This is a genomic window from Dyadobacter diqingensis, from assembly GCF_024220585.1.
In the GTDB taxonomy this organism is placed as follows: domain Bacteria; phylum Bacteroidota; class Bacteroidia; order Cytophagales; family Spirosomataceae; genus Dyadobacter; species Dyadobacter diqingensis.
The window spans coordinates 385,756-411,685 of the sequence record NZ_JAMXKF010000001.1 but is presented as its reverse complement, the minus strand read 5'-3'; the positions used below and the strand labels follow the sequence as shown (position 1 = coordinate 411,685).

Sequence of the window (25,930 nt, the reverse complement as noted above, 5' to 3'; positions counted from 1 at the left end):
AAACCCCTAATCTGAGAAATAATGAACGCAATATATAGACGATCAAAAAGGATTTTAACGCTTGCCATCATTGCCTCCGGTACATTGGTGGTAAGCTGTAAGGATAGTTATCTTAAACCCGAACCTTTGTCATTTTATGACCCCGACAATACCTTTAATGAGGCGGGAGGATTAAGAGCCGCACTTGTGGCCTGTGAAAGAAACATGCGTCTGGAATGGTATGGCGATGCACCGCCGATGGTAACCGAAGCCATTTTTTCGGAAGTTGCCGTCGAAGGAACAACCGATAAGTCAGGGCCTGCGCAAAATATGAATTTGCTGATCACCCCGGATGCACAGCTGAACAGCGGTGACTATAACAAAATCGGGTGGTACTGGGAGGAAGGTTACAAAGGCGTAAAATATGCCAACGTGGTTATTTCAAGAATTGATCAGCCGAAAAACTATAAAGATGAGGCTGAAAAAAATGCAATTCTTGGCGCTGCTTATTTTCATCGCGCTTACCGCTACTACCGTCTCACGCAGCAGTTTGGTGATGTGCCCCTGATTTTGGAAGAAATCATTGGCCCGAAACTGGATTTTCAATCGACAAAACGCGAGGTAATTCTTCAAAAAATGAAGACTGATCTTGAATTTGCCGAAAAATGGGTGCCGGTTGTCACAGACAAGGGAACGGTAAACAGGGGTTCGGTCAGTCATTTGCTTACCAAAGTCAACCTGGCATTGGGGTTGTTTGACGATGCGATTAAATCTGCCAGCAACGTGATTGACGGCGGTCAGCACAAACTAATGACCAACCGTTTTGGCCTTGATGCCAATAACGCTGCGCGAAATGTGATCTGGGATTTACATCGTCCGGCCAACAAGTCGCTCGGCGCTAATACCGAAGGACTGATGATGGTGATTGACCGGATCGGTATTGACGGAAATATCGATAACGGATCGAATATCGGAACACAGATGATGCGTAATACGGTACCTTTCTGGCACAATAACATAAACACACCGGCCGGTAACCGTGGCACCATTGATACCTATGGCATCGCGATTGACCAGGTATCGTCGCTCGGGCGGGGGATTGGCCGTGTTCGTCCGACGTATTATTCGCAGGACGGTGTTTGGGACGACAAGAAAGATTTAAGGCATATCAAGGGTAACTGGACGAAAATGGAAGATATCGTTTACAACAACCCTGCGTTGAGTACGACCCTGAAAGATCCTTTTTATGGCAAAAACCTTCAGATGAGAAATGACGCAGGCGTGTTGCTGACCATTGACACCATCCGCTGCTGGTTTGACTGGCCGAATTATAAACTGTTCATTGAGGATCCGTCCCGAATCCAGCCGAGCGGTGGTAATTCCGACTGGTATGTGTTCCGATTGGCTGAAACCTATTTGTTAAGAGCGGAAGCTTATGTTTGGAAAGGCGATCTTACCAAAGCGGCGGCGGATTTAAATGCCGTGCGAACCCGCGCAAATTGTGATCCGCTTGATGCCTCGAAAATCGATATCGGCGTCGTATTGGATGAACGTGCCCGGGAGCTTTATTTTGAAGAGCCGCGCAAAACGGAACTTACCCGGATTGCCTATATTTTTGCGATGACAGGAAAACCGGCACCCAATGGAAAAACGTACAGCCTGGGTGCTTTTTCGGACAATAACTATTTCTTTGACCGTATTATTGCAAAAAGCGATTTTTACAACAAAGGTGTGAAGACGCGTCACGGGGATGAGTATCTGATCAGTCCCTATCACGTATTGTGGCCTATCCCACAAGCCGCGATTGCCGGCAACACGCAAGGGATCATTAACCAGAACAAAGGTTATAACGGATTCCAGAATAACATTCCGGCATTGACGTCCATTCCGGGAAAATAACCGGAACCCTTACATTGATTTTGCAGAAAAGCTCTCGTTTTCGGGGGCTTTTCTGCATTATATTCGTCTTGTAAAAAAGTGATACAAATTTCTGAACCTTGCCTAAAAAGACAACTATGAAAACAATTGAAGCCGCAGACAGAAGACTTTTTTTACGCAATTTTTCTCTGGGTACCGCCGCGCTTTTGACATCTTCTGCCTGGGCAGAAACGCTCCTGAAAAAAGGAGATGTGAAGATTGGCTATTCTGCCATTACCTGGGGAGGAAAAGATGAGCAGGCAATAGCCGATCTGGCGGGGCTTGGTTTTAGAGGAATTCAGCTCAGAGCTAATACGTTCGGGCCTTACCGGAACAAGGTGTCTGAATTAAAGGATGCGCTCGTGAAACATAATCTGACATTGTGCATGTTTTCCAGCGGCAATGTAGAAATTGATCCGGCCAAATTTGAAAGTACGGTGGATACGCATGTTGCCCACGCAAGTTTTGTGAAGGCCTTGGGCGGAAGCGCTTTGCAGCTGACAAACAGTTTGCGTCCGAAAGACCGGGCGCCGTCAGTAGAAGAACTCAAAAAACTGGCTCAGGTTATGAATGAAATCGGTAAACAAACAGCCGATTTAGGTGTACAGGCCGTTTACCATAACCACATGAACCAGCTGGGTGAAACCCCCGAAGAGGTAGATGTGATTGTGCAGGCGATGGATCCGAGATATATCAAACTGCTTTTGGATATCGCGCATTACAAACAGGGCGGGGGAGAGCCCCAGGATGCAGTCATTAAATATAAAGACATGATCCATTCTCTTCACCTGAAAGATACAAAACCGGCTGATACAAAAAATGGTTACAAGTTCGTCGAACTGGGACAGGGACGTGTGAATGTGCCTGCGGTTTTTGAGTCACTCAACAAGATTAAGTTTAAAGGATGGGCCGTTGTAGAGCTGGATGGTGTGCCTGATCCGGAAAAATCAGCCTTGATCTGTGCACAGATTAATAAGAAATATATTACTGAAACGTTGAAGTATCCGTTGGGGTAACTTATCAATAAAAAAGCCATTCGCAGAATGGCTTTTTTATTGATAAGTTAAATATTATTCTTCCGTTGGATGTTTAGGCAATCGGGCATTAGCGAGCATTTTCTTTGCTAATGCCAATTTTTTCGGGAACAATTCCCTGCCTCTGAATCTTTCCAATTCGGTGTCAATTTTAACTATTGGAATTTTAGCATTATTCAATTCTTCAATTTTCATAAGCTTATATCTTTATTTTTTCTTCTAATCAAAAATCCCTGATAATCTTGGCCTATCGAATATTCTTCAAAAGTTTCATTCCTTTTCATTCCGTAAACCAAAAAATCTTTCTTTAGTTCAGATAAATTATTTGTGATCCCCATGCGATATAATCTTGTTCTCACTTCTGAACTGCCAGTTGCGAAAATCCAACGATCCGGATATCTGCCGGTAAAGGCATAAACGGTTGACACCACTGTTGCCAATACTTTTCTACTATCACCGTTATTAGTGACAATCTGGTCGTTTATTTGATCAGTAGTTTCATCATAATCACCAAAAGCTAGATTGTAAATATTGTCTATACTTACTCTGGAATATTGCACAATTTTTTTGACATTTCCTCTGATACCGACACTTGTAAATTCAAAAAAATGAAGCTCACTTTCGGTTTGGTATTCATATCTTGGATATTTCACTATTTAGATTCTAGCGTGTGTAATATTGATTTAATGTGTGTATTCAAGGCAGCATAAATAAATTGTCTTAATCATACAAGATAGTAAGAATAATTTATAAACGTTTAAACCTTTGTCAGGGTATGCAGCCTAATATATCGTTATATCGTTAAAAGTATTTCCTTAACATAAGCCTAAATAATATTGATAATTTGCAAACAGCCATTCGGCTCAAAATGAATATGAAAAGATATAAAATACATGTTGCTTTTTTATTTTTAACACTGTCATTCTCAGTTGCCAACGCGCAAAAATCCAAAGACGGATGGCAGGACTTGTTTAATGGAAAAGACCTTTCGGGCTGGAAACAACTGAACGGAAAAGCGAAGTATGAAGTAAAGGATGGTGCTATTGTCGGGACTTCGGTACTGGACACGCCAAACTCGTTTCTGACCACTGAAAAAAACTACGGCGATTTTATTTTTGAATGTGATGTAAAAGTTGACAATAAACTGAATTCAGGCATCCAGATCAGAAGTCTTTCCACTCCTGATTATCAGAACGGCCGTGTCCATGGCTATCAGGTAGAAATTGATCCTAGTGACAGAGCCTGGTCGGGTGGATTGTATGATGAAGCACGCCGCGGTTGGTTATATTCCCTGGATATCAATCCGGATGCAAAAAAAGCTTTCAAAAAGGATGCATGGAACAAGTATCGTGTGGAAGCGATCGGAAATTCAATCCGCACATTTGTGAACGGGATTCCGGTAGCTGACGTGGTGGATGATGTGACGCGGAGCGGGTTTATCTGCCTGCAGGTGCATTCGATCGGGAATAAGGACAAAAGTTTGGAAGGTACACAGGTAAGCTGGAAAAACGTTCGTATCAAAACAACGAATCTGAAACCAAGCCCGAAAACCAATATTCGTATCGTTAACCTGATTCCGAATACGCTTACGGATGCTGAAAAAGCACAGGGCTGGAAATTGCTTTACGATGGAAAATCAGTGGAGCAGTGGCAGTCATACAGCGGCGCGGACTTCCCGACCAAACGCTGGACTTACAATGATGGTACGATTACCATTGCAAAATCAGATGGATCGGAAACGGGAAATGACATTGTTACCAAACAGCTTTACGGCCCGGCTTTCGAATACCAGTTTCAGTTTAAATTGACTGAGGGAGCCAATAGCGGTGTGAAGTATTTTGTCGATAAGAAATTTAATTCAAACGGAAAATCAGGTGTTGGTCTGGAATTTCAGGTACTTGACGATGCCAAACATCCGGACGCAAAAATGGGTAAAAATGGTAACCGTACCATCGCTTCTCTTTACGATATTATCACTTCTGAGAAGCCCAATGGTGCAGTTAAAAAAATCGGCGAGTGGAATTTGGGACGAATTGTTGTAAATCCTGACGGAACTGTGCAGCATTTCTTAAATAATCATAAAGTTGTAGAGTATGTTCGCGGATCGCAGTCTTTTAAGGACTTGGTAGCAGGTTCGAAGTTCAAAGGCTTTGAGGGTTTTGGTCTTTCCGAAAAAGGCTACCTTCTTTTACAGGATCACGGAGATAATGTTTCTTTCCGTAGTCTTAAAGTTAAAGTGTTAAGTAAATAGTTTAAAATCTTACAAATTTTCATTTATAATCATGACCAGTAGAAGAGATTTTATCAAAAAGGCCGCTTTGGCTTCTGCCGGAGTTGCAGTAAGTGTTAACTCGGTTAATGCGTCAAGTTATCGCCGCATTTTAGGTGCAAACGACCGCGTACGTGTAGGAATTATCGGTTTTTCTGATCGTTTCCGCAGCTCATTGGCGCCAAGTTTTGCTGAGCATTCCAAGGAATTGAATTTCGAGTTTATGGGCGTTTCCGATTTATGGAACCGTCGCCGTGACGAAGCTGAAAAGTTTATAAAAGGAAAAGGCTGGTCTGCCAGCGAATTTGTAAAGGCACGTAATAACGAAGAATTACTGGCGCGTAAGGATGTTGACGCGGTTATCATCAGTACTGCTGATTTTCAACATGCACTGCATTGCGTTGAAGCCGTGAAATCCGGTCGTGATGTATATGTTGAAAAACCTTTCGCTGAATCTTTGGCCGATGGTAAACTGGCGTTGAAAACTGTTGAAGCCTCGAAGCAAATTGTTCAGGTAGGATCTCAGCGTCGTAGCGCGCCGAACTACCATGCTGCCAATGACTTTATCAGATCAGGTAAATTTGGGGATATTTCAATGGTGGAAATGACCTGGAATGTAAACCAGCCTGGCCGTTGGAGACGCCCTGACCTGGTTGCCCAGATTAGAAAAGAAGATACAGACTGGGATCGTTTCCTGATGAACCGCCCAAAAACAGAGTGGAATCCACGCCATTATCTTGAATATCGCTTGTTTTACCCCTATTCATCGGGTCTTCCGGGACAGTGGATGTCGCACCAGATTGATACAGTTCACTGGTTTTCAGGATTGGAAGCGCCACGCAGCGTAGTGGCAAACGGAGGGGTTTATGTTTGGAAAGACGGCCGTGTAAATGCGGATACTTTCTCAGCAACCTTCGATTACGGTCCTTTTGATAACCCGGATAAAGGTTTCCAGGTAATTTACTCGGCACGTATGCACCAGGCAGCCGGAGACGTGAAAGAATATTACTACTCAAATGGCGGTATGATTAACCTTGATACCAACAAAATTACTTCGGAAGGCGGGCTTACAGCCAAAGCTGCTGAGGCAATGGGTATGAAGGCAAATTTATTACCTGAAATGTCACTTAAAGCAGGAGATAAAATTGCTACTGACGCCAACACAGGATCTGATCCGATGACTTCGCTTCACATGCGCAACTGGATGGAATGTATTCGCAGCCGTAAGCAGCCAAATGCTCCTGCACGTGCCGGATTTAACCACTCTGTGGCAAACATTATGTCAACACAAGCTTTGCATACCGGTAAAAAAGTAACCTGGGATTCAAAGAAAAGCGATATCATTCTAAGTTAAATTATTTTAAACGCAGAGCCAGTTTAAAGCAGAGTCACACAGCGTTTTTATTAAATAAAATCTCAGTGTAACTCCGTGCAAAACACCCCTTACCTCTGCGTTTAACCTTTAAACCGAAATACAAGTGAAACATACCGGCATAGCAATTGCTGCTTTTTCTTTGGCAATGACAGGATTGGTGCAGGCTCAGAAAGTTGACCTGGTCGATAATAAAAAAGACAAAAAAGTGGAAGTAAGCATTGATGGAAAACCATTCACGTCTTATTTCTATCCCGGCGAAGATGTTTTGAAAAAAGCAGTGCTTTATCCGGTTTTGACTGCAAAAGGTACGCTGGTAACACGTGGCTGGCCGCTGGACCCGCGTCCGGGTGAGCGTGTGGATCACCCGCACCACGTAGGAATCTGGCTGAATTATGAGGATGTAAACGGAAACGATTACTGGAATAATTCTGACGCGGTTGATCACGCCAAACGTGCTTACGGAACCATCAAACACACGGGGATCACTTCTATCAAAGGTGGAAAGGATAAAGGTGAGCTTGCTGTAACCGCCGATTGGATCGATAAAGATGGAAAACTGACTTTGCAGGAGAAAACAACCTATGTTTTCAGTGGCAAAGGTAATAATCGGACTGTTGACCGCATTACCACTTTGACCGCCGTTAACGGTGACGTTGACATGCCGGACATCAAGGACGGGATGTTTGCAATCCGCGTTGCCCGTGAGCTGGAACTTCCGTCGACTAAGCCGGAGATTTTCACGGATGCTGCCGGTATTGCCACCAAAGTACCTTCTTTGAATAACGAAGGAATTACGGGAAATTACCGCAACAGCAACGGCGTAGAAGGCGAAGCCGTTTGGGCTAAAAGAGCTACCTGGTGTAATCTGACCGGAAAGATCAAAGATGAAAACATCAGCATCGCTATTGTTGACCATCCAAAAAATGTTGGTTATCCTGCTTATTTCCACGCAAGAGGTTATGGATTATTCGCCGTGAATCCGCTTGGACAGAAAGCTTTCAGTGACGGAAAAGAAGTGTTGAACTTTAAAATTAAAAAGGGAGAATCAACAACGTTCCGTTACAGACTGGTCGTGGCCTCAGAACATCTTTCAGATGCTTCCCTGAATGCTATTGCAGCAGATTTTGCCAAAGTAAAATAATACGGATGTATGAATTGCGTATGACTTAATGGGCAATAGACCATCTGAAAAATATTTCGCCGCCTTTTTTACTACCAAAAATTTGGAGAAAAAAAGGCGGCGATTTTTTGGCTCAGTAATTATTTTTCCAGCACCCGGAAGATGGCATATCTTAAATATTCCTTTTCGCGATAAGGTGAATTTTCATAGATAAAACGAAGCTGGGCGTCTCCGCTTTTTGCAAAAGTCTCATCCGTTTTTCTTTTATCTTCAAGAGATTTTTGCAGCTCGGGCGATTTGCTCAACAGGTCGGCAGCCAGATCTTCAAATACATAAGCCGAATACCCTTCTTTTGCCTGAAGAATTGTATCAAAGAAATTCCATTTGAAAAAGGAATCCACGGCCTTCGGTTCCAGGGTTTCAATGATGTAACGGTTTGTCCACTGGTTAACCGGAACATACCAGTCACCTTTTCTGAATTTCGCCTTTTTTATTTCACTTCGCAACGTCGTGTTGGTATGCCAGTAATGTCCTTCGAAAGGTTGTTTAGGTGCATCATAACTTTCGATGTAATATACTTCTACTTCACGTTCTTCATCTTTTTCAATTTGCGTCATCTGAACCTGATTTAGTTTCAGAAGCTCAATGACATTGAACCAGCCCTGCGGAATCATGTAAGCCTTAGGCCTTGTGACCACATCCAGCGGTTCATAAGTATCGTAAAAGGGAATCTTTTTATTAAGTGGTTTTGCGCGGTTGTAATGCAGACGATCCTTACCGCTGACCTTGCTGGGAAAATATTCCGGCTCAAAACCCTTGAAATCAATTTCGGTAAATTTTTCCTTGTTGTTCTGCCAGGTAACCGCGAATTTCTCCTGCGTTTTAACAGCTTCTTTTGTTTCCTTTCTCATTTGAAGCAAGGATTTGCGGTGCTGCGCCAGGACTTTCAAGTTTCCGTGCAAATATGCATAGGTTGCCTTTACACGTTGGTCATACGGTTTCAGCATATGCGTTTCGGTCATCACACCAATGGTATGAAAAAGTGCCGCATAACCTGTTGAGTATCTCGGCCAGTCAGGAAACTGAACAAATCCCTTGTCAGGTGTTTGTCCCCACGAATTCACATAGGGCGTGGCCTCGAATCCGGCTTCTTTCAGATAGTCATACATGAAAGGAAGAAAGGTTTCCTTGTGGAATTTTCCCAGAGAACCACCCAACTTGTCTTGTTGAGCATAATCGAGCGTCATCACATACTGGTAATCCGCACCGTTGCTTACATGGGTGTCTGCGAACAGGTCCGGGTCAAGCTCGTGGAAAATCGCGGCAAAACTTCTTGCATTTCGGGTATCACTTTTAATGAAATCACGGTTCAGATCGAAGTTTCGTGCATTGCCGCGGAAGCCATATTCCAGCGGACCATCCTGATTGGTCCGGGTGGTACTGTTGCGGTTTAATGCCCCGCCGATGTTGTAAAACGGAATGATGGCCAGAACTACGCTGTCCAGTTCAGGGAATTTTTCAGGGTGAAGTGCAATGTCGCGCAGCAGTAACATGGATGCATCCACGCCATCGGGTTCGCCGGGGTGGATGGCATTGTTGATTAAATAAACCGCCTTGCCCTGCGCCTTTAACTTTTTGATATCAAAAGTTTTGTTTCTGGAATAAAGTACCAGACTAAGTGGCTCTCCGCTGTCGGTAGGCCCTTTTGTAGTAAACTGGATTTGAGGGAAATTTTTAGCCAGAAGTTTATAATAGGCTATCCCTTCCTGATAAGTTGGTGTCTCTTTTCCTCCGCTTCTTTCGAAAACCGTTTGATACTGAGCATTTGCGAGCGTGGAAATAAATAGTAAAAGGGCCGACAGGAGTTTTTGCATGGTTATTAAAAAAATTGCATAAAGACAATTTTACTGATAAGCATGTCGATATGCAATTTCCCCGTCACTTAATTGACGTTCTATTCCTCATTTTCGACAACAATATCTGCATGCGAAGTTGCTTCATAATTATTTGCATATTTAATATCGTCGAGCCAATAAGCAGAGCTTACAATATCAACGACCATTGCATTTGCATCTTTTTCGAGGACATCGAGTTTCCAGATAATGTTTTCTGCTTCCGGAAAGCTGGCTTCTTGCAGCTGATCTTCGAAAAGCCGGTTAACAAGGCTCCTGTCGGACATGCCCTGCGCGAGTATTCTCAATATCGGTGCTTGCGGATTTTGGTCGAAAATTGACAGGTTATCCGGATTTTGAGTGGTAATTTTTAGTTGAAACTGTACCGCTTCTGCTCTCGGGAATTTTCCTCTATAAGCTTCATAAAGCAGTTGCGTGGCTTTGAAAAAACTTATATGAAGATCAAGCTTTGGATTTTCCTCCCATAATTTTTCAGTAAGCATCTGATGAGAAAGATTCTCAATCTGTCCGTCTGTAAGCAGATCCTGATCAAGGTATTCCAAAACCAGTTTGGCCGCTTCCGCAGGTTCAAAATCGGTGATAGACATCAGGCACATCTCTTTCAATTCTGCCTGAGCGATTTCATCCGGATTCTCATAGTCCATTTTGATCAACAATGCCTTGTAATCCTCATTGGTCCAGGAGCCAGGAAGCTCTTGAATGGTGGCAAATGACAAAACTTCTACGGCAAATTTATTTTCGTTTTCCATAAATCTTTAAAAATATTTTCAATTGAATGATTACATGGGTCTGAGCTTCACCGTCAATCCTGCTTTTAAGCAAATCCATTGTGAACATGGATAAGACGTGGAGTTTGGCATTAAGTAATCATGCAATTGGTATAGGGAAAACTATGCCAGCAAAAATAACCGCTTACTTTTTTATCATTTTTTCTCTCATTGTTTTTTTGAAAAAATAGATAACCGGGAATAACAGCGTGATTACTACCGCCGGTAAAAAGAAGGAGCCAAGTCCGCTTACAAGGTGATCCGCGACAAGGTTGGTTATAACCAGAATATAAATAAAACCTATCATGACAACCAGTTTCAGAAACCTGACGATCCTGATCGCGAAATCAAAGTTTTTGTTTGGAATTGCTGCTGCTTTTGCCGGATTGAATATGTACTTAACAGAAAGCGTGATCGCGAAAAAAATAAAACAGGCGACGGCAAACACCGGGAAAACCATAATTTTACTTCCAAAGCGGTCTGGCCGGCCCATGAAATTGAAATGGATCGGAATGATATCCTGTACGTGGAAATAAGTGAACACCGTTACCAGGCCCAGACTAACCAGGGCGAACCAACCCGCAGTATCCAGAATTTTGTCAGTTTTTGCAAGTCCTGATTTGGATGCAGGTTTTTTATTGATTTGAGATTTTGCCATTAGTCGAAATTTGACAGCAAATCTAACGGTTATATTTGTCTATTAAATACAAATAAGGCTCCATTAAGTGATGAATGAATACATTTTCCCTTGAATCGGGGAATTGTTTGAAGTAAGCATCATCGCCCAACAGCATGATTGTCGGGCCAATTCTCACAAAATCAGCGGTGTGAACATAGACCGGCGGTGTAAATTCAGGCAATGTTTTCTTCACCATTTTAGAAACAAAACCACCCAGATATTTTTCATAATTCCGCTGTGCCTTTTCACTTGGGTTTTTCATTTTTTTGTAGGCATGCCGTAAAGCGATCCGTGTAAAAAACTTCTGTTTTTTGACCACACCATCAATATCCCTGAACGGATTTGTGTCGTTGAAATCATCCAGTTTTTGCACGGAGAAAGGCGTTTGCGGAACCCAGTCGGCACCGTTGATTACATTAAAGCCCCAGCCTCCGTCGATCAACGCTTCGTATTCATAAGCATAATACGTGTTTCCGGCTTTTGGAGCGGCGCTGCAATAGGTCTTGAAACGGACATCTTTTGGAATTACATTTTGGTTTTGAAGACTGTATAAATGCGAAGTCATCAGATACGTGAGCGCTCCACCCTGGCTATGTCCCATGACGATAATATCCTTGATCCCTTTTTTGTAACAGGAATCAATTTTAGGGACTATGTCCTTGGCAAGATAGGCAACGCCGATCAACCAGCCGACATGAACGGCCGCCCGTGGATGAGTGGCCAGATTATACTTGAAAGTAAAACTATTTGAAAGTTTGAGTTCGCCCTGCGCAGGTACCATGGCCGCATAGAAATTTTGAAGCCAGCTGACAGGATTCGTCGTGGTACCTCTCAGGTTGATCACCGCGACACCCTTGCCATTGCTCCACAGATCCCAGCGGTTATCCATACCAACCACGGGCGAGCGGTAGATGCTTTTGAAATGGACAGGATAGGGGACCTTGTTTTTGGTAGTATCATAAAGTCTGGCGTGCATTTTAAGAAGCTCAGTGTATTCCTGTTTGTCGAAACCAGGTTTCAATACATGCGTCTGGGCGTTACTCAGTCCGTGGCAAAATAGTAGAAGAATTACTGAAAACAGCAGTCGGGAAAATTGATTCCGAGTTTTTTGAGATGGAAGAAGTGTGATCATAGCGATAGTTGAAGTTGTAGTAAATATAGAAATTTATGTTGCTCAAAGTGTACTTGTTTCTACTGTACGGCCGATTTTTTAGTAAATTATTAGTCTAAAACCATGTTTGACTATACTTTTTCCAATTATTAGAATACCCTTAGAGTTTATCCGATCCGGTCTTTTCATTTTTATGGCTGCTATTAATTTTTTATTTTAGCCAGTCTAAAAAATATTTTCATGGAGTTATACTATTCGTTTTCTGTCTTAATTGTCATATCCGCCGTCTTTGCCTACCTCAATGCGCGTTTCTTAAAATTGCCTGCGTCCATAGGCGTTATGGTGATTGCACTGATGGTTTCTCTTGGTTTATTAGCTACCGATAATGTGTTCCCGCATACCTTCGACAAGATCACTACGCTGCTCAGCACGATTGATCTGACCGAAATTTTAATGGGAGCTATGCTTAATTTCCTGCTTTTTGCGGGAGCGATTCACATTCACCTGGAAGATCTGCGCGAACAGCGAATTCCGGTTATGGTGTTTTCGACGGTAAGTGTGGTCATATCCACTTTCGTGATCGGAGGATTAATGTATCATATTTTGCCCTGGCTGGGGCTTGGCATACCCTTTATTCAGTGTCTGGTTTTTGGAGCTCTTATCTCGCCGACGGATCCGATTGCTGTGCTTGGGATCTTGAAACAGGCTGGCGTACCAAAATCTCTGGAAACCAAAATCGCTGGTGAATCGCTTTTTAATGATGGAATGGCCGTTGTGGTTTTTATCATCATGCTGGCTTTGGCAAGGGGCGAAGAGGTGAATACTTCGTTTGTCGGTATTTCAACACTGCTTGCCAAAGAAGCATTGGGTGGGATTTTATTGGGCGTCGTGCTTGGGTTTATTGGTTCCCATGCCAATAACAAAGTGGACGGCTACAATGTACACGTGTTAATTACGCTGGCGATTGTGATGGGCGGGCATTTAGCCGCCGAAGCCATGCATATGTCGGGCCCGCTTGCGATGGTTGCCGCTGGTTTGATGATCGGGAATTATGGTAAAAATCTTGGTAATATCACCGAAACTGAGCAAGACTATCTGGATAAGTTCTGGGAGCTTATTGATGAGATTTTGAATGCACTTTTATTCCTGATTATCGGGTTCGAATTGTTGCTTATACCGGATCTCCGGCAGTATGGCTGGATTGGTATGATCACGATCGTAGTAGTTCTGTTTGCCCGTTTTATTTCGATTTATATTCCGGTAAAAATAATTCCGTTCCGTAAGAAATTTGGAAGGCAATCAATAGTCATTCTGGTTTGGGGTGGATTACGTGGTGGCGTCTCTATCGCCCTCGCTTTGTCGATCGACAATGATCTCAACAAAAACCTGCTGTTGGCAATTACGTATTTCGTTGTATTGTTCTCGATTATTGTGCAGGGGCTTACGGTGGGGAAACTAACCGGGAAAATTGAAAATACAGAAGATGCTATTATTTAGGTAGTGCCATTCGTCACGAAACGTTCCTATGGAACGATGGATTGAGGAACGTTTTCTCTTTCTACCAACGAAACGTTCCTATGGAACGACGGATTGAGGAACGTCATCTCTTTTCTACCAACGAAACGTTCCTGTGGAACGATGGATGGAGGAACGTCATCTGTTTTCTACCAACGAAACGTTCCTGTGGAACGATGGATGGAGGAACGTCATCTCTTTTCTACCAACGAAACGCTCCTATAGAACGATGGATGTAGGAATGTTATCTGCTTTCTACCAACGAAACGTTCCTGTGGAACGATGGATTGAGGAACGTCATCTCTTTTCTACCAACGAAACGTTCCTGTGGAACGATGGATGTAGGAATGTTATCTGCTTTCTACCAACCAACGTTCCTGTGGCATGATGGATAGAGGGGCGTTATCTCTTTTACCAACCAACGTTCCTGTGGCATGATGGATGGAGGGGGGGGACCTCTTTTACCAACCAACGTTCCTGTGGCATGATGGATGGAGGGGGTGTTACCTCTTTTACCAACCAACGTTCCTGTGGAATGATGGATGGAGGGGCGTTATCTTTTTTACCAACGAAACGTTCCTGCGGAATGATAGATGGAGGGGCATGATCTCTTTCTACCAACCAACGTTCCTGTGGCATGATGGATAGAGGGGCGTTATCTCTTTTACCAACCAACGTTCCTGCGGAATGATAGATGGAGGGGCGTTATCTCTTTTACCATCCAACGTTCCTGTGGAACGATGGATGTAGGAATGTTATCTGCTTTCTACCAACGAAACGTTCCTGTGGAATGATGGATGGAGGGGCGTTATCTCTTTTACCAACCAACGTTCCTGTGGAATGGATGGAGGGGGCGTTATATCTTTCTACCAACCAAACGTTCCTTTGGAACGAGTAATCAATGAATTGAATATCCAAAATTTTCAATTCATTGGTACTATCGTCCGATACGGACGTCTCGTTGGTAGAAAACGGAATGATGCAAGGTTTATATCGTTCCGGAGGAACGTTTCGTGATTTAGGAACCAATAAAATCCTGTTATTTTTTATGGCTTACTTCCAGAATGAGACGATTTGCCTTATGCAGCCATATATCCTGCGCCTGGCAAGTCCAGTGCGAATCCCCTTTTAGATAAGCCTTATCTTTCATCCTTCTGAAATCCGATAAAACATCGATATAGGGAAGTGTTATTTTGGGATGGTTGTAAACACGGCTGATAAGATTATTATAACGACCGTATTCCGGCATTAACACCGAAACCTTGTTGGGGATGACCGAAAGAATAACATGGTCAAAACCCAGTTGCCTGGCTAGGGTGTTGCTTTGTGCAAGATTCGTCATCATCGTGTCCAGCTCTCCTTCACGAAGGTCGGTAAAGGAAGACGTTATTTTAGGCGTGTCGGTATCCATGTAATAAACAAGGTTCCTGTCGTTATTGACTAAAGTAACCTCCTTGTTGACCCGATGAAAAAAATGATAGGTAAAAGCTGCTTTCATTTCTTTCAGTTTCAATAACATATCGTTTTGGAAAAACGCTGCATCCAGACGTCCTTCGGTGCCGTCAGAAGCAAATGCCTTATCCAGTTTATGCATAAAAGAAGGCTCCGGGCCTTTTAATACAAATGTCGCAGAGTCGGGGATCAGGTTATGGATCGGCGAAGTCATTTTCTCCCTGAAATGTCTTTCTACACACTCCATAAGCAGAATATTGATTTCCGAAGTATCTGTCTTTAAATGCAGGATATTATCCCAGTGTACATACTGATATTCATCCACTGCGAAATCTTCCTTTCCAACGCGCTCTTTTTCGGTGAAGCTATCGCCGACGATGTACAGGTGAATTTTTTTCTTACCCGGTATTTTTTCAACAAAGATCTGTTTGGGGCATTCTTTGGCCGGATCTTTAAATTGCGGCAAATTGGACAAACGGTACAAATCCCCAAACCGGTAGCTGTCTTTGATCAGTTTCCATTCCCCAATTTTAGCACTCAGCGAAGGGCTTAACCCCACCAGCCAGACCAGGGAAAAAATGATTAAAAATATGTATTTCAAATATTTCATATACTAACGTAACTTAATCGACCATACCTGTACCTTCTTTTCAGAACGACTGAAAATCAGTAGTTTGTAATAAGATGGCAGGTAGGTTAACTGTACTTTCAATTCGGACGGGATTGGTTTGTCACCCAATCGCTTGCCGGTCATGTCAAAAATCGTGGTATAATTTCCTGAACGGATCGTGATAAAGCGGTTATCGACACCAAAAAAGTGGTATTGGATAATCGAATTGGGCAACAGGTTCTTGATTTCAAAAAGCTCTTTTCCGTCTTTTGTCAGGAAGGCCGCTTTGTTGGTAGACGTTCTGACCAAAATCCAGTCGAGTGAGTTTCTGTCAAAAACGGTTCTGAACTGGCAGGAAGGTTCCGGTCTCAACAGCTGCGTCTGCGACGTAATTTTACCATCCAGACTAATCCGGGTAAGTGCGCCATAAACACTGACGCCGACAAGCTCGGGCTGTCCTGTGGCGGCATTTTGCGTCCAGGTGAAAGGACTTTCAGTTCTTGCCAGAATATCAACCGGGAACCCTTCTTTAACCGCACCTGTTGTTTTCAGCAGAAATATTTTTCCGTTTTTCTGTGTGACGATATAATTTCTGTTGCCAATCTGGTTCAGGGCCACAACCGGGCTCTGAATATTGTCAAAGTGATTGATCCGGTTTAGTTTACGGATATCTTTGGTAACACTTTCCCAGATGTAAAGCTCACCCTCTGCATCGTTGACGACAAAACGGTTACTGCCATCCTCGCCACCGTCGATCATGTACAGCGCCGTGATGGGGCTGCCGGACGGGATCGTTTTGGAAAAACTGGAAATGACGTGTGTCGAATCATCTTCATCAATGGCATAAACGGACGTGGAGGTGGCAAAAATACGCTGCTGACGCCCTATGTTTAGGAAATCAACTTTGTATGCTGACGTGACGATCGGTCCATTCAGCTTGGTGATGGTCTCCGTTTTACCCGTTTTCAGGTTATTCACCCGCAGCAGATTGTTATCCTGATCCGTCAGTAATACTTCGGAACTGCCGTCGATCGGATTTTGAAGTGCCGTCAGTTCGGTATCGTACAAAACCGGCCATTCGATATCGATGTTCAGGAAGGTGCGGTTGAGTACCTTATTTGCCGTTTGTCTTTTCTTGGGATTTAGTGTAATCTCGGGATATGCGTCGCTACCATCGTAACGGCATTGCAGTATCACAGATTCAATTTTAGCGGTCAGGTCGGAATAAGATTTCGTGTATGAACCTTCGCCTCGCGATTGTGCTTTTCTCTGGTTAACCACCAGTGAAAGCTGAGCGTTCGATTTTGCGTTGGTAAGTACGCTGTCATACTCGGGAGACTGTTTCCAGGTCAGTTGGTTCTCATAATCGACGATGTAGTTTTGCAAAACCTGTGAGTTGTTGCTCATCACCAGGTACGGCGCTACATACGTGATGTAAGTTCTTGGAAAGCCTGAGAACATCGGACCGTAAATCCCAGTCGGAAATTCGGGAATAGCGATCGAATAGATATCATAACCCTGAAACTGGTCGGTCGAAACATTGGATTCAGGCGTGGAAAGCCTGGCCAGTTTCTTTAAAACCGGTCTCAGTTTATCGTAATTTGAAAACTCTGCGAGCAATATTTTTCCGTCGCTGATGCTGTTATTTTCTTCGAGCTGGCAAAGAATAAGTTCCGAGCCCAGGTTTTCCAGCAGCAGTGTGCTTTCCTTCCCGACATGATAAACCAGTTTTTCCCAGGCTTCTGATTTTAACTTTTTATGCCATTTCAAAAACTGTTTCTGGAAGTCTGTCTTATCCTGTACAGCGAAACGATAAAAGTATGAGGTTTGCTGCGAGATATGTTTATGACCCTTAAAGGCCGATCCTGAGCTATTTTTTAGCCAGTTTGTAATGTAATAGTCAGGAGAATCCGTTCCGTTTGAGACGAATTTGAGCTTGTTTTCAGCTTCTGAACTTTCTGCATGATAATCCTGATAACCCGGAAATGCCTGGGCGAATTGTGCGAAATTGCTTCCCTGGGTTGTGGACGAAGGAATAATCGATTTCCATGCCTCATTTTTGATATACAAGCTGGTTCCGTAATTGGAGTCGTCGCTTTTTTCAAATTTGGATTGCAGGTCAAATGTGGGTATGTGTAATGAAGTGGCACGGATCACGTCCTCGACTAATTCTCCATAGTAGCTGACAATGAGATAATTGTCTTTGATTACGTACGAAAATAAGGGGTGAGATTTGGTATCATTAATATCGGTGATCTTATGATCCTGAAACGTGTGGTGCAGCACGCGGATGGCACTGTGATGCGGACTCGCCAGCCATTTGGAATCCTTCTCGCCTTCGACCGGAATGTACATAATCACCCCCCATTCCGTATTGGTGCGTGGGTGATAGGAGTAGGATATATCCTTTCCTTTCAGAAATGCCTGTAATTTTTTCTGATCCGGTGAAAGAAGGTTCAGCAGCGAAAGGTTATCGCTCGCAATGTCCAGCAAAGGCAGCCGTTTCAGGTCCAGATTGGCTTCTAGAGCCGTGTAGGCAGAGTCCTGCAAGTGCTCGCTGGTGATCACCACAACGGCGTTTGAAGGAATATATTTCCATGCAGCCGAAGAACCGCGCGACCATTTGAATAGAAAATATCCTGCTGGAACCAGAAGGGCCGCCAGCAGGATAGTAATGATGAGTTTTTTCGACACGGGCTTAATGAGTAAACAGTTTCAGTAACAGAAATTACAGGAAACTGTATTAATTTATCGATATAAAAAATACTCAGTATGAGCTGTTTTCTCTTTCGTTAAGCACGGATCGCTTTCACGTGCTGGTTCAGTTCCAGACGGAAGCGTAGCAATTCTTTAAAGCTGCGGATACAAACTTTCCAAAGGTTCCATTTAACGATGGACACTTCGCCTGTTTCGCGGTCTTTATGGGTAATCGGTATATCAAAAAGCTCCTGACCTGATTTTTTTGCCATAACAGAAAGGAAAATGTTAGGTGCAAAAGGCTCCGGATTCGGAAGCTGATTCATCAATTTTTGAAGAAACGTACCTTTAATTAATCTGAAAGGAATGTTGCTGTCCAGGATATAAGTACCATAAACAAATGAGATCGTTCCTCTCAAAAATTTGGTAATAAACAGGCGGACACCTGCATCATGGCGCACCTCGCGATACCCCAGGATAAATTCTGACTGGTTACGTTTTGCCCAGAGTTTATCAAAATCATCTGAAATAAACTGGTCGTCGCTGTCGGTTTGAAACACATATTGTGATTTCAGTTCCAGCGCTTTACGGTAACCATTTACCACAGCATTGCCATGGCCGCCATTTTTCTGGTTAACAACTGTCAGATTCGTTACTTCCTTTTCCAGCTTGTCCAAGAGCACTTTTGTGTTGTCTTTGGAACCATCGTTGATAACGATAAGTGTGGTATTGTCGTTTGGAAATTTATTTTTTAGGAAACTTGTCCAGTTATGTACTACTTTTTCGATACAATCTTGTTCATTGTATGCCGGCATTACTATACTAAGAAGGAACGTCATGCAGAGAATTATTTGGTATGTTGATGCGAAATTAAGGAAAAAAGCCTGTATCCTAAAATTGGATATTTTTTATTTACTAAGCGTAACGATCTTTTAAAGAATTAATTGGTTTTTCGAAGAAATGCCATGACAAAGAAGCGACAAGAATTGTCAGCAGAGAAAAGAGACATGCCTCAAAAGTAAGCGATCCTTCCAGCACCGGAAAATTCCTGTATATCTTGTGCAGCAACCGCACCGTCGGATGATTTGGGCCGCTGTGGTAGTGGTTGTAAATGAAGTTGTGATACAGATAAATACCATAACTGATCTTGCCCAGATACACGCTCACAGGATTTTCAAGGAAATATTTCGTGGCGCCATTATATCCCGTAACGGCTCTGCCAATCAGGAAAAAACTGAAAACAGAGGAAACAAGACGGTCAATAACCACGTCAACGACATTGTGGATGTTGTCGTATGATTTATTCCAGTATTGCATCGCAACCCAACCCAGAAGCGCTACTAAAACGGGCCAGCTTTTATCGAAGAGTTTAAGGAAAACTTCTTTTTTGTAAAGTTGAAGCCAGGCCATCAGTCCGCCAAGGGCAAATGAGTCAAGACAGGCCGGCATCGTTACGTAGGATACACTCCAGTCTTTTCCTGAAAAATAAAAGTAAAAACGCAGCAGCACGCTTAAAACGCCCATCACCGCAAGACATGGAATCAGATTTTTTCTTGAAACAAAAAATATCAGAAAAGGGAAAAACAGATAAACCTGCTCTTCCACGGCCAGCGACCATAAATGGTCTGATGAACCCAGCCAGGTTTGATAAACGGCGATGTAAATGTTGGTGCCATACAGGGCCAGCCAGGCGAACTTCTCACGAACAGGCGGAACATTCAGGACAAATAAGATCGCGAGCAAAAGATAGTAGATGGGAAATATCCGTATCGTTCTTCTGATCAGGAATTTACGGATATATTTTTTAAATCCAGCAGGCTCCGAGACATAATTTTCTTTGCTTTTCAGTAATATCCGGCTGATCAGAAAACCACTTAAAACAAAGAATATTGTTACGCCTAATTTACCATAAGGGATAACATTAACACCGGTGTAAAAATGATCAATCAGTACGAGGGCAACCGCAATGAAACGGATCCCGTCAAGTTGTATAATATGTCCTTTTGCAGTTGCGTGCATAGTTACCAGTTTACTTTTACTTTATTTTGGCTGGATGAATTGACGGAAATTTTGTCCTGTTGAAACAAAATGCCGGTTTCATCGCCCTGCTGACGAATCATCGCCACCTTATATTCTCCTTTTTCCAGTTCAGCAAACGGGATTTCAGCATGGAAGCCGGGAGCGAAATAGTATTGTTTTAAAAATAATTCTTTCCTGTTCGTATTACGGCTGCGTAATGTCGGAAAAACGTAAAAGTGCTTGTCCGAACTTAACAGGATATAAATCCCGCTATCCTGAAGGCGCTGGCTTTTATAGGTTGTATTATTGACAATCAAAGTGTTTTGTTTCTTATCAAAATTAGTTGACGCATACAATTCTGTCAGCGCACGTGAATTCCCGGCATACGATTGTCTGTCAGCGATTGCGATTAATGGCAGCCATTTCTCATAAAAGACAGGTGTTTTTTCGACAATCCGCGAAGCAAAAGTCGTGTCCGCTGGTGCTTTCAGGCTCTTATCGGTATAAGTCCAGTTAAACTGACTGGTCGTTAACATCTTGCGCAGGTTATAGGCATCGACCAAATGGTAATGATAGCTAAACACATTAAAAGTGATTGCAAGAAAAACGATCGCCGTAATGTACGGAGACAAAAAACTGCCCCGTATAGGAATGACGACGTACAGGTACGCCACCATTAAAAGTAAAACCGAATAAATTTTAAAACGACTCGTGATCAATCCTTCCAGACCGAATCCAGCACGTCCGTACACAACGATAAGACCGGTTGCTAAAATCAGCATGATGGTTCCCAGGCAAAAAAGATCGGTTATCCGCTCGAATTTGACGGTGTACTTTTTTCTGGAAATTCTGAAAAGGATCGTGGAGGCGATGGAAATGGCAACCAGAAACAATATTACACCCATGAAAACACAGGCACCAAAATGATCTTTTAACGGAATGGATTCTGCAAACGAGCCCAGAAAAGCCATATATCCTTTTGCCAGCTGGAAAAGCGAGGCTTTGGAATCAGGGTTTGTTTCCGGTTTTGTATAGGTCCAGAAATAGCCAAAGATGGCCGCCAAACTTAGCGTTAACCAGATTGCCAACCGTTTGCGATCTCCCGAAATGAAAAGCAGAACAGCGCAGATCGGCAGGATCAAAAGCCCGTTCCCGCTGGTCGAGACCGTCAGGCCACCCACCAAAATAGATAAGGCAAATAAAAGTGGTTTGGGCTGAACACAAAGGTAGATAGTCCAAAGTGCAAGCGTAACGACTCCGAAATTCTGCATCGAGGCCATTCCCCAATACATATTTTCCCAAAAGGCCAGTGTTGGCCAGATGAAGGCAACCGGAACGAGCGCGAATAAGGGCTTTTTGTTATTCTTTAAGAGCACATACCAAAGCGGGATGACACCAAGCAGCAGCAGGTTTCCAACAACCATTAAGTGCCTGTAATTCAGCGTGCCGAAAATGGAAAAATCCAGCCAGGTGAAAACACGGTCAAGCGCGATCCGGTGTTCGTTGTGCTGCTTGAAAATCGCTTTCAGTTTCTGCTGCCAGGTTCCGGCCTGGGCATATTCGACGATAAAAGCTTTTAAGGCATGGTCGTCCCACTTGGGTATATTGATCGCATAGTAATCCCACACCCCGAAATAAACAAAAATGGGGATCAGGATAATCAGGCTTACAAACAGTGTTAAGACCCCCTTGCTCATGCAGGAATGATTAATTGATTGATATGCGCCGTTAGCGAGACAGGGTCAAGTTCTGAAATTTTCTGGTGATAAGCCTGGCTACCGTATTTTCTGTTTGGATAACCTTCGGCTTTCAGGCTCTTGAATGAACTGATCTTAACACCTCTTTCGAGGAGCTGAACGGAAAGCTGTTGAGCCAATCCTCCTGTGCTGACATGCTCTTCCGCAACCAAAACAGCCGGAGCTTTTTCAATCAGCTGAATAATATCATCGGTTAATGTTAACGGGAAATGAAGCGCGTTAATCACGTTCACTTTCGCAGCCAGCTCGCCGGACTGGGAAATAGCCGACAATACATTGTTGGAGATAGGCCCCAAAGCGAAGATCGTGATCTCGGCATCTTCACCCTGATGGACAACTTTAAACGAACCTGAGGCATAACTGTTTTCAGGCGTATTTTTTCCAAAACCTAAGCGCAGATAAGCTGGTTTTCCGTCAGCTACAATTTGTTTGATGACTGGTTCCACTTCATCCGAAAAGGCCGGAACCCAGACATTGGCGTTTTGCAAACCACTTAGACACGCCAGATCTTCCAGCGTATGGTGCGAACTTCCCATGATGCCATACCCATAACCGCCGCCATTACCCACGATAAAAACGGGAAGATCGTGGAAGCAAACGTCGTTACGGAATTGTTCCAGGCAGCGGTAAACGATGAAAGGAGCAATGCTGTAACAAAAAACCTTATAACCTTTATGTGCAAAACCCGCAGCGACACCGACCATATTCTGTTCGGCCACACCGGCGTTTATAAATCTTTTACCAAGCTTGGCCTGCAAACCTTCCAGGGCAGCATAACCAAGATCTCCCGTAATGAAAATAATGGACTCGTCTTCCGTCACAAGCTGCTCTAAAGCCGCTGAAAATTCTTTTCTCATTTTCTTAACTGTTTAACCAAGGTCCGTATTTCGTCCGCCGTTTTGTAGGATTTGGTACCCCTTCTGATGCGCGTACGAATGTATTTTGGTCGTTTTTTAGTCTCTTCAAAAATCTTGGTAATGTATTCTCCCAAAAATGAAATGCCCAGGATGGTCAAACCGCCGAAGAAAACGATCAATACAATAACTGTACTGATGCCCTGCGGCGTATCCGGGAAGAAAAACAATTTCGCAAGAATCTGCCAGATAATCCCAAGGATCGATAATCCTGTCAGGGTAAATCCGGCATAACTCATTAATTCCAGTGGGGCAAAGCTGAAAGAGAAAATCGCTTTCTTGGCCCACCAGATGTTTTTGGTCCAGTTATTGGTTGATACGCCAAACATACGTTCAGGTCTCACATAGGGAACGCCCGTTTGCTTGAAACCGACCCAGGCACGTAACCCGCGAAGGAATTGTTCTGTTTCAGGCAGATCAACCAGCTCTTTAACCACTTTCCTGTCGATCATCGAGAAATCGCCGGCGTCGCGCGGGATCGGAATATAACTCAGTCCCTGGAAAATCTTGTAAAACGATTTATAGAAAAAGTGGATATGTGGCTTCATTTCCCGCTGCACGCGCACACCGTAAACCACGTCATAACCTTCCATCCATTTTTCATAAAATGCCGGGATAATTTCCGGTGGATCCTGCAAATCGCCGTCCATAAGCACCACACAGTCACCGGTCGCAATTTCCATGCCGCTCAAAAATGCAGACTGGGAACCAAAATTCCGGGAATGGCTGATGCCTACCACATTCGGGTCTTTATCACAGATTTTGTTAATCACCTCCTCCTGGTTGTCGGGAGAATTGTCGTTAACAAAAATAATTTCATACCGTACTTTAAGCTCATTGCAGGTTTTTACGATTCTTTCATACATGAAAGGAATCGCCTGCGCATCTTTATAACATGCAATAATCGCAGTGATTACCGGATTCAATTTCGGATTTAGGAAGGCCGGAAGGATGGTGTCTTCATATTGAAGCTGATCCTGCCATGCTTTTGTTTTGGACAAACCGTCTTCCAGCGACGTTTTTGCTTTCCAGCCAAAATCCGTTTCAAAAGCTTCCGGATCACCAAACCATTCTGCCAGATCCCACTTCCGGTTTGACATGCTTCCCCATTTGGGTTCCTGTTTGATGCCAAAAGTCTGACGAGAAGTTTCAACCAGATCACCAATCGTGGTTTTACGGCCCGTCGCAATGTTATAAGATCTTCCTGCTGTGGCGCTTGTAATTTTCAAAGCCGCATCCAGAAATGCTTCGACACAATCTTCAATAAAAACAAAATCGCGGCTGATATCCGGAGAAACCAGCGAAGGAAGTGCACCCTGTCTGACACTTTCAACCAGTTTTGGAATAAGCCGGTCGGGCTCTTCCCAATAACCATAAATGGAGTACAGACGAAGATTCAGCGTTTTTAGATCAAAAACCCGCGCGTAATATTCCAGCAGATAGGCCGCCGAAACTTTGGAAACCGCATAGTGGCTGTTAGGCTCGACACGGTCAGTTTCCTTTGGCGCGGTACAATTAAAACCATATTCCGAGCTGCTTCCTGCATGGATATAAACCGTTTCCTTCGAACAGTTTTGCAGGATATTGGCAGTCCCGATAACGTTGGTTTCGTAAGTCAGGTTTACACTGCTTTGCTTGCTGTAAGCACCATAAGCCGCCAGATTAAAAAGCGTCTGAGGTTTATATCGTTCAAAAACTTCACGAACGGAATTGTCAGAAAGGATATCGCAGTGGATAATATTTTCAAACGGAACATTCAATAATTTTAACCGCCAGGCTTTTGTTGCATCGTGGGTAAGGGCGTAACAATCCTTTCTGATTTTGTAGATATCGTTGAAAAGATTGGCACCGATAAAACCACTGGCTCCAAATACAAAAATCGGTCCTTTAAGTTGTTCTATTTTATCGCGGTAATGCGGTAAATTATCAAGCATTCGTAAGTTCATTAAGATAGCGTTCCGTTACTTCCTGAGTGGCCTGCTGATATAGGTCAGCATTCATCGGCAGATAGTGCCATTCAAGCTTATTTTCCATATAGGAAACTCCCTTGCCTTTCACCGTATGGGCGATAATGGCTTTTGGAAGTCCGTTTTTATGGGTTTTTAATTCAGTAATTGTCTGGTGTATAGTGAGTATATCGTGACCGTCTATCTCCACTGTTTCAAATCCGATGGCTCTCCATTTTTCAGGTGAAGCCGTTTCGCCCAATACCTGGTCTGTTGCTCCAAAACCCTGCAATCCATTTTTGTCAATAAACATAAAAAGATTATCCAGCTGGTTTTGAATGGCATAATGCGCAGCCTCCCAGGTTGTGCCTTCGTTGGTTTCACCGTCCGAAAGCAGCGCGAAAGAGTAACTTTCTTCATCGCTGATCTTGGCTGCATGAGCAATACCCGTGGCAATGGGTAAACCGTGCCCCAGAGAGCCCGTCGCAAAAGGAATTCCTTTGTATTGGCCCGGAGCCGGGTGGGCAGGCAGTGTTGTGCCATCCAGGTAATACGTGGCCAGGTCTTCGTCAGAAATTTCTCCGAGCACATTCAGACAGGCGTAAAGTGCCGCTGCTGCATGTCCTTTGGACAAAATAAAGGTATCTTCTTCTGATTTATTCAAAAATAGAATGGCAATCATCAAGTCAATACAGCTTAATGAACAGCCGATATGCCCTGCATTAGCCTTATTGTAAAGCCCCAGTATTTTCAGCCGTAATTCACCGCTGATTTGTCTGGGTTCATTTATTACTTCATTTGCGGTCATGGCCAATTTGAATGTTGATGTTGCTGTAAAATTGGGTACAAAGTAACA

General features: G+C 43.5%; 20 protein-coding genes. 6 read left to right on the top strand and 14 right to left on the bottom strand.

Features of this window, described 5'->3' with window-relative positions; translation table 11 throughout:
• Positions 1–21 precede the first annotated feature (21 nt).
• Positions 22–1,878, top strand: coding sequence for a RagB/SusD family nutrient uptake outer membrane protein (locus tag M1L62_RS01675; protein ID WP_254411265.1), 1,857 nt, complete (start codon positions 22–24; stop codon positions 1,876–1,878).
• 116 nt (positions 1,879–1,994) lie between these two features.
• Positions 1,995–2,912, top strand: a complete 918-nt coding sequence (locus tag M1L62_RS01670) for a sugar phosphate isomerase/epimerase family protein (RefSeq protein ID WP_254411264.1) — start codon at positions 1,995–1,997, stop codon at positions 2,910–2,912.
• A 54-nt stretch (positions 2,913–2,966) separates the two neighbouring features.
• Here M1L62_RS01670 and M1L62_RS01665 read toward each other — a convergent pair whose 3' ends face one another.
• A complete protein-coding gene (locus M1L62_RS01665) occupies positions 2,967–3,125 on the bottom strand; it encodes a hypothetical protein (protein WP_254411263.1) in 159 nt (52 codons plus the stop codon).
• Positions 3,122–3,583, bottom strand: coding sequence for a DUF6934 family protein (locus M1L62_RS01660; RefSeq protein WP_254411262.1), 462 nt, complete (start codon positions 3,581–3,583; stop codon positions 3,122–3,124). Before M1L62_RS01660 ends, M1L62_RS01665 begins: the two co-directional genes overlap by 4 nt.
• Before the next feature lie 221 nt (positions 3,584–3,804).
• Between M1L62_RS01660 and M1L62_RS01655 the strand changes: the two genes are divergently transcribed.
• From M1L62_RS01655 to M1L62_RS01645, 3 genes are all read left to right on the top strand, one after another.
• A complete protein-coding gene (locus M1L62_RS01655; RefSeq protein WP_254411261.1) occupies positions 3,805–5,181 on the top strand; it encodes a 3-keto-disaccharide hydrolase in 1,377 nt (458 codons plus the stop codon).
• A 31-nt stretch (positions 5,182–5,212) separates the two neighbouring features.
• On the top strand, positions 5,213–6,553 hold the full coding sequence (locus M1L62_RS01650; RefSeq protein WP_254411260.1) for a Gfo/Idh/MocA family protein: 1,341 nt from the start codon (positions 5,213–5,215) through the stop codon (positions 6,551–6,553).
• A gap of 124 nt (positions 6,554–6,677) precedes the next feature.
• Positions 6,678–7,715: a DUF6807 domain-containing protein gene (locus tag M1L62_RS01645; protein ID WP_374760284.1), complete on the top strand. Its 1,038-nt coding sequence runs from the start codon at positions 6,678–6,680 to the stop codon at positions 7,713–7,715.
• 119 nt (positions 7,716–7,834) lie between these two features.
• On the opposite strand, the gene M1L62_RS01640 is transcribed toward M1L62_RS01645, so the two are convergent.
• The 4 genes from M1L62_RS01640 to M1L62_RS01625 all read right to left on the bottom strand — a co-directional run bounded on the left by M1L62_RS01640 (position 7,835) and on the right by M1L62_RS01625 (position 12,185).
• Positions 7,835–9,568 (bottom strand): M14 family metallopeptidase, encoded by a 1,734-nt coding sequence (locus M1L62_RS01640; RefSeq protein WP_254411259.1) that lies wholly within the window; start codon positions 9,566–9,568, stop codon positions 7,835–7,837.
• An 80-nt stretch (positions 9,569–9,648) separates the two neighbouring features.
• On the bottom strand, positions 9,649–10,356 hold the full coding sequence (locus M1L62_RS01635; protein ID WP_254411258.1) for a hypothetical protein: 708 nt from the start codon (positions 10,354–10,356) through the stop codon (positions 9,649–9,651).
• 163 nt (positions 10,357–10,519) lie between these two features.
• Positions 10,520–11,032, bottom strand: coding sequence for a DUF1648 domain-containing protein (locus M1L62_RS01630; RefSeq protein WP_254411257.1), 513 nt, complete (start codon positions 11,030–11,032; stop codon positions 10,520–10,522).
• Between the two features lie 22 nt (positions 11,033–11,054).
• Positions 11,055–12,185: a lipase family protein gene (locus tag M1L62_RS01625; RefSeq protein WP_254411256.1), complete on the bottom strand. Its 1,131-nt coding sequence runs from the start codon at positions 12,183–12,185 to the stop codon at positions 11,055–11,057.
• Positions 12,186–12,404: 219 nt separating this feature from the next.
• Between M1L62_RS01625 and M1L62_RS01620 the strand changes: the two genes are divergently transcribed.
• Positions 12,405–13,661 carry a cation:proton antiporter gene (locus M1L62_RS01620; RefSeq protein ID WP_254411255.1) on the top strand — a complete coding sequence of 419 codons (1,257 nt, stop codon included), beginning with the start codon at positions 12,405–12,407 and terminating at the stop codon, positions 13,659–13,661.
• Positions 13,662–14,718: 1,057 nt separating this feature from the next.
• Here M1L62_RS01620 and M1L62_RS01615 read toward each other — a convergent pair.
• From M1L62_RS01615 to M1L62_RS01580, 8 genes are all read right to left on the bottom strand, one after another.
• Complete coding sequence (locus tag M1L62_RS01615; protein WP_254411254.1) at positions 14,719–15,741, bottom strand: hypothetical protein; 1,023 nt, start codon at positions 15,739–15,741, stop codon at positions 14,719–14,721.
• A gap of 3 nt (positions 15,742–15,744) precedes the next feature.
• A complete protein-coding gene (locus M1L62_RS01610) occupies positions 15,745–18,435 on the bottom strand; it encodes a hypothetical protein (protein ID WP_254411253.1) in 2,691 nt (896 codons plus the stop codon).
• A gap of 98 nt (positions 18,436–18,533) precedes the next feature.
• Entirely contained in the window at positions 18,534–19,277 is a 744-nt protein-coding gene (locus tag M1L62_RS01605; RefSeq protein WP_254411252.1) for a glycosyltransferase family 2 protein, read from the bottom strand.
• A 76-nt stretch (positions 19,278–19,353) separates the two neighbouring features.
• Positions 19,354–20,457 carry an acyltransferase family protein gene (locus M1L62_RS01600; protein WP_254411251.1) on the bottom strand — a complete coding sequence of 368 codons (1,104 nt, stop codon included), beginning with the start codon at positions 20,455–20,457 and terminating at the stop codon, positions 19,354–19,356.
• A 2-nt stretch (positions 20,458–20,459) separates the two neighbouring features.
• Complete coding sequence (locus M1L62_RS01595) at positions 20,460–22,154, bottom strand: hypothetical protein (protein ID WP_254411250.1); 1,695 nt, start codon at positions 22,152–22,154, stop codon at positions 20,460–20,462.
• Positions 22,151–23,071 carry a transketolase family protein gene (locus M1L62_RS01590; protein WP_254411249.1) on the bottom strand — a complete coding sequence of 307 codons (921 nt, stop codon included), beginning with the start codon at positions 23,069–23,071 and terminating at the stop codon, positions 22,151–22,153. Before M1L62_RS01590 ends, M1L62_RS01595 begins: the two co-directional genes overlap by 4 nt.
• A complete protein-coding gene (locus tag M1L62_RS01585; protein WP_254411248.1) occupies positions 23,068–25,062 on the bottom strand; it encodes an NAD-dependent epimerase/dehydratase family protein in 1,995 nt (664 codons plus the stop codon). Before M1L62_RS01585 ends, M1L62_RS01590 begins: the two co-directional genes overlap by 4 nt.
• On the bottom strand, positions 25,055–25,882 hold the full coding sequence (locus M1L62_RS01580; RefSeq protein ID WP_254411247.1) for a transketolase: 828 nt from the start codon (positions 25,880–25,882) through the stop codon (positions 25,055–25,057). Before M1L62_RS01580 ends, M1L62_RS01585 begins: the two co-directional genes overlap by 8 nt.
• Positions 25,883–25,930 lie beyond the last annotated feature (48 nt).

Bases quoted from the DNA above. Each gene is read 5' to 3' on its own strand.
- M1L62_RS01605 (WP_254411252.1), bottom strand. From the start codon at position 19,277: ATGACGTTCCTTCTTAGTATAGTAATGCCGGCATACAATGAACAAGAT.
- M1L62_RS01635 (WP_254411258.1), bottom strand. From the start codon at position 10,356: ATGGAAAACGAAAATAAATTTGCCGTAGAAGTTTTGTCATTTGCCACC.
- M1L62_RS01630 (WP_254411257.1), bottom strand. From the start codon at position 11,032: ATGGCAAAATCTCAAATCAATAAAAAACCTGCATCCAAATCAGGACTT.
- M1L62_RS01585 (WP_254411248.1), bottom strand. From the start codon at position 25,062: ATGCTTGATAATTTACCGCATTACCGCGATAAAATAGAACAACTTAAA.
- M1L62_RS01595 (WP_254411250.1), bottom strand. From the start codon at position 22,154: ATGAGCAAGGGGGTCTTAACACTGTTTGTAAGCCTGATTATCCTGATC.
- M1L62_RS01615 (WP_254411254.1), bottom strand. From the start codon at position 15,741: ATGAAATATTTGAAATACATATTTTTAATCATTTTTTCCCTGGTCTGG.
- M1L62_RS01650 (WP_254411260.1), top strand. From the start codon at position 5,213: ATGACCAGTAGAAGAGATTTTATCAAAAAGGCCGCTTTGGCTTCTGCC.
- M1L62_RS01620 (WP_254411255.1), top strand. From the start codon at position 12,405: ATGGAGTTATACTATTCGTTTTCTGTCTTAATTGTCATATCCGCCGTC.
- M1L62_RS01670 (WP_254411264.1), top strand. From the start codon at position 1,995: ATGAAAACAATTGAAGCCGCAGACAGAAGACTTTTTTTACGCAATTTT.
- M1L62_RS01590 (WP_254411249.1), bottom strand. From the start codon at position 23,071: ATGAGAAAAGAATTTTCAGCGGCTTTAGAGCAGCTTGTGACGGAAGAC.
- M1L62_RS01625 (WP_254411256.1), bottom strand. From the start codon at position 12,185: ATGATCACACTTCTTCCATCTCAAAAAACTCGGAATCAATTTTCCCGA.
- M1L62_RS01665 (WP_254411263.1), bottom strand. From the start codon at position 3,125: ATGAAAATTGAAGAATTGAATAATGCTAAAATTCCAATAGTTAAAATT.
- M1L62_RS01640 (WP_254411259.1), bottom strand. From the start codon at position 9,568: ATGCAAAAACTCCTGTCGGCCCTTTTACTATTTATTTCCACGCTCGCA.
- M1L62_RS01655 (WP_254411261.1), top strand. From the start codon at position 3,805: ATGAAAAGATATAAAATACATGTTGCTTTTTTATTTTTAACACTGTCA.
- M1L62_RS01580 (WP_254411247.1), bottom strand. From the start codon at position 25,882: ATGACCGCAAATGAAGTAATAAATGAACCCAGACAAATCAGCGGTGAA.
- M1L62_RS01600 (WP_254411251.1), bottom strand. From the start codon at position 20,457: ATGCACGCAACTGCAAAAGGACATATTATACAACTTGACGGGATCCGT.
- M1L62_RS01675 (WP_254411265.1), top strand. From the start codon at position 22: ATGAACGCAATATATAGACGATCAAAAAGGATTTTAACGCTTGCCATC.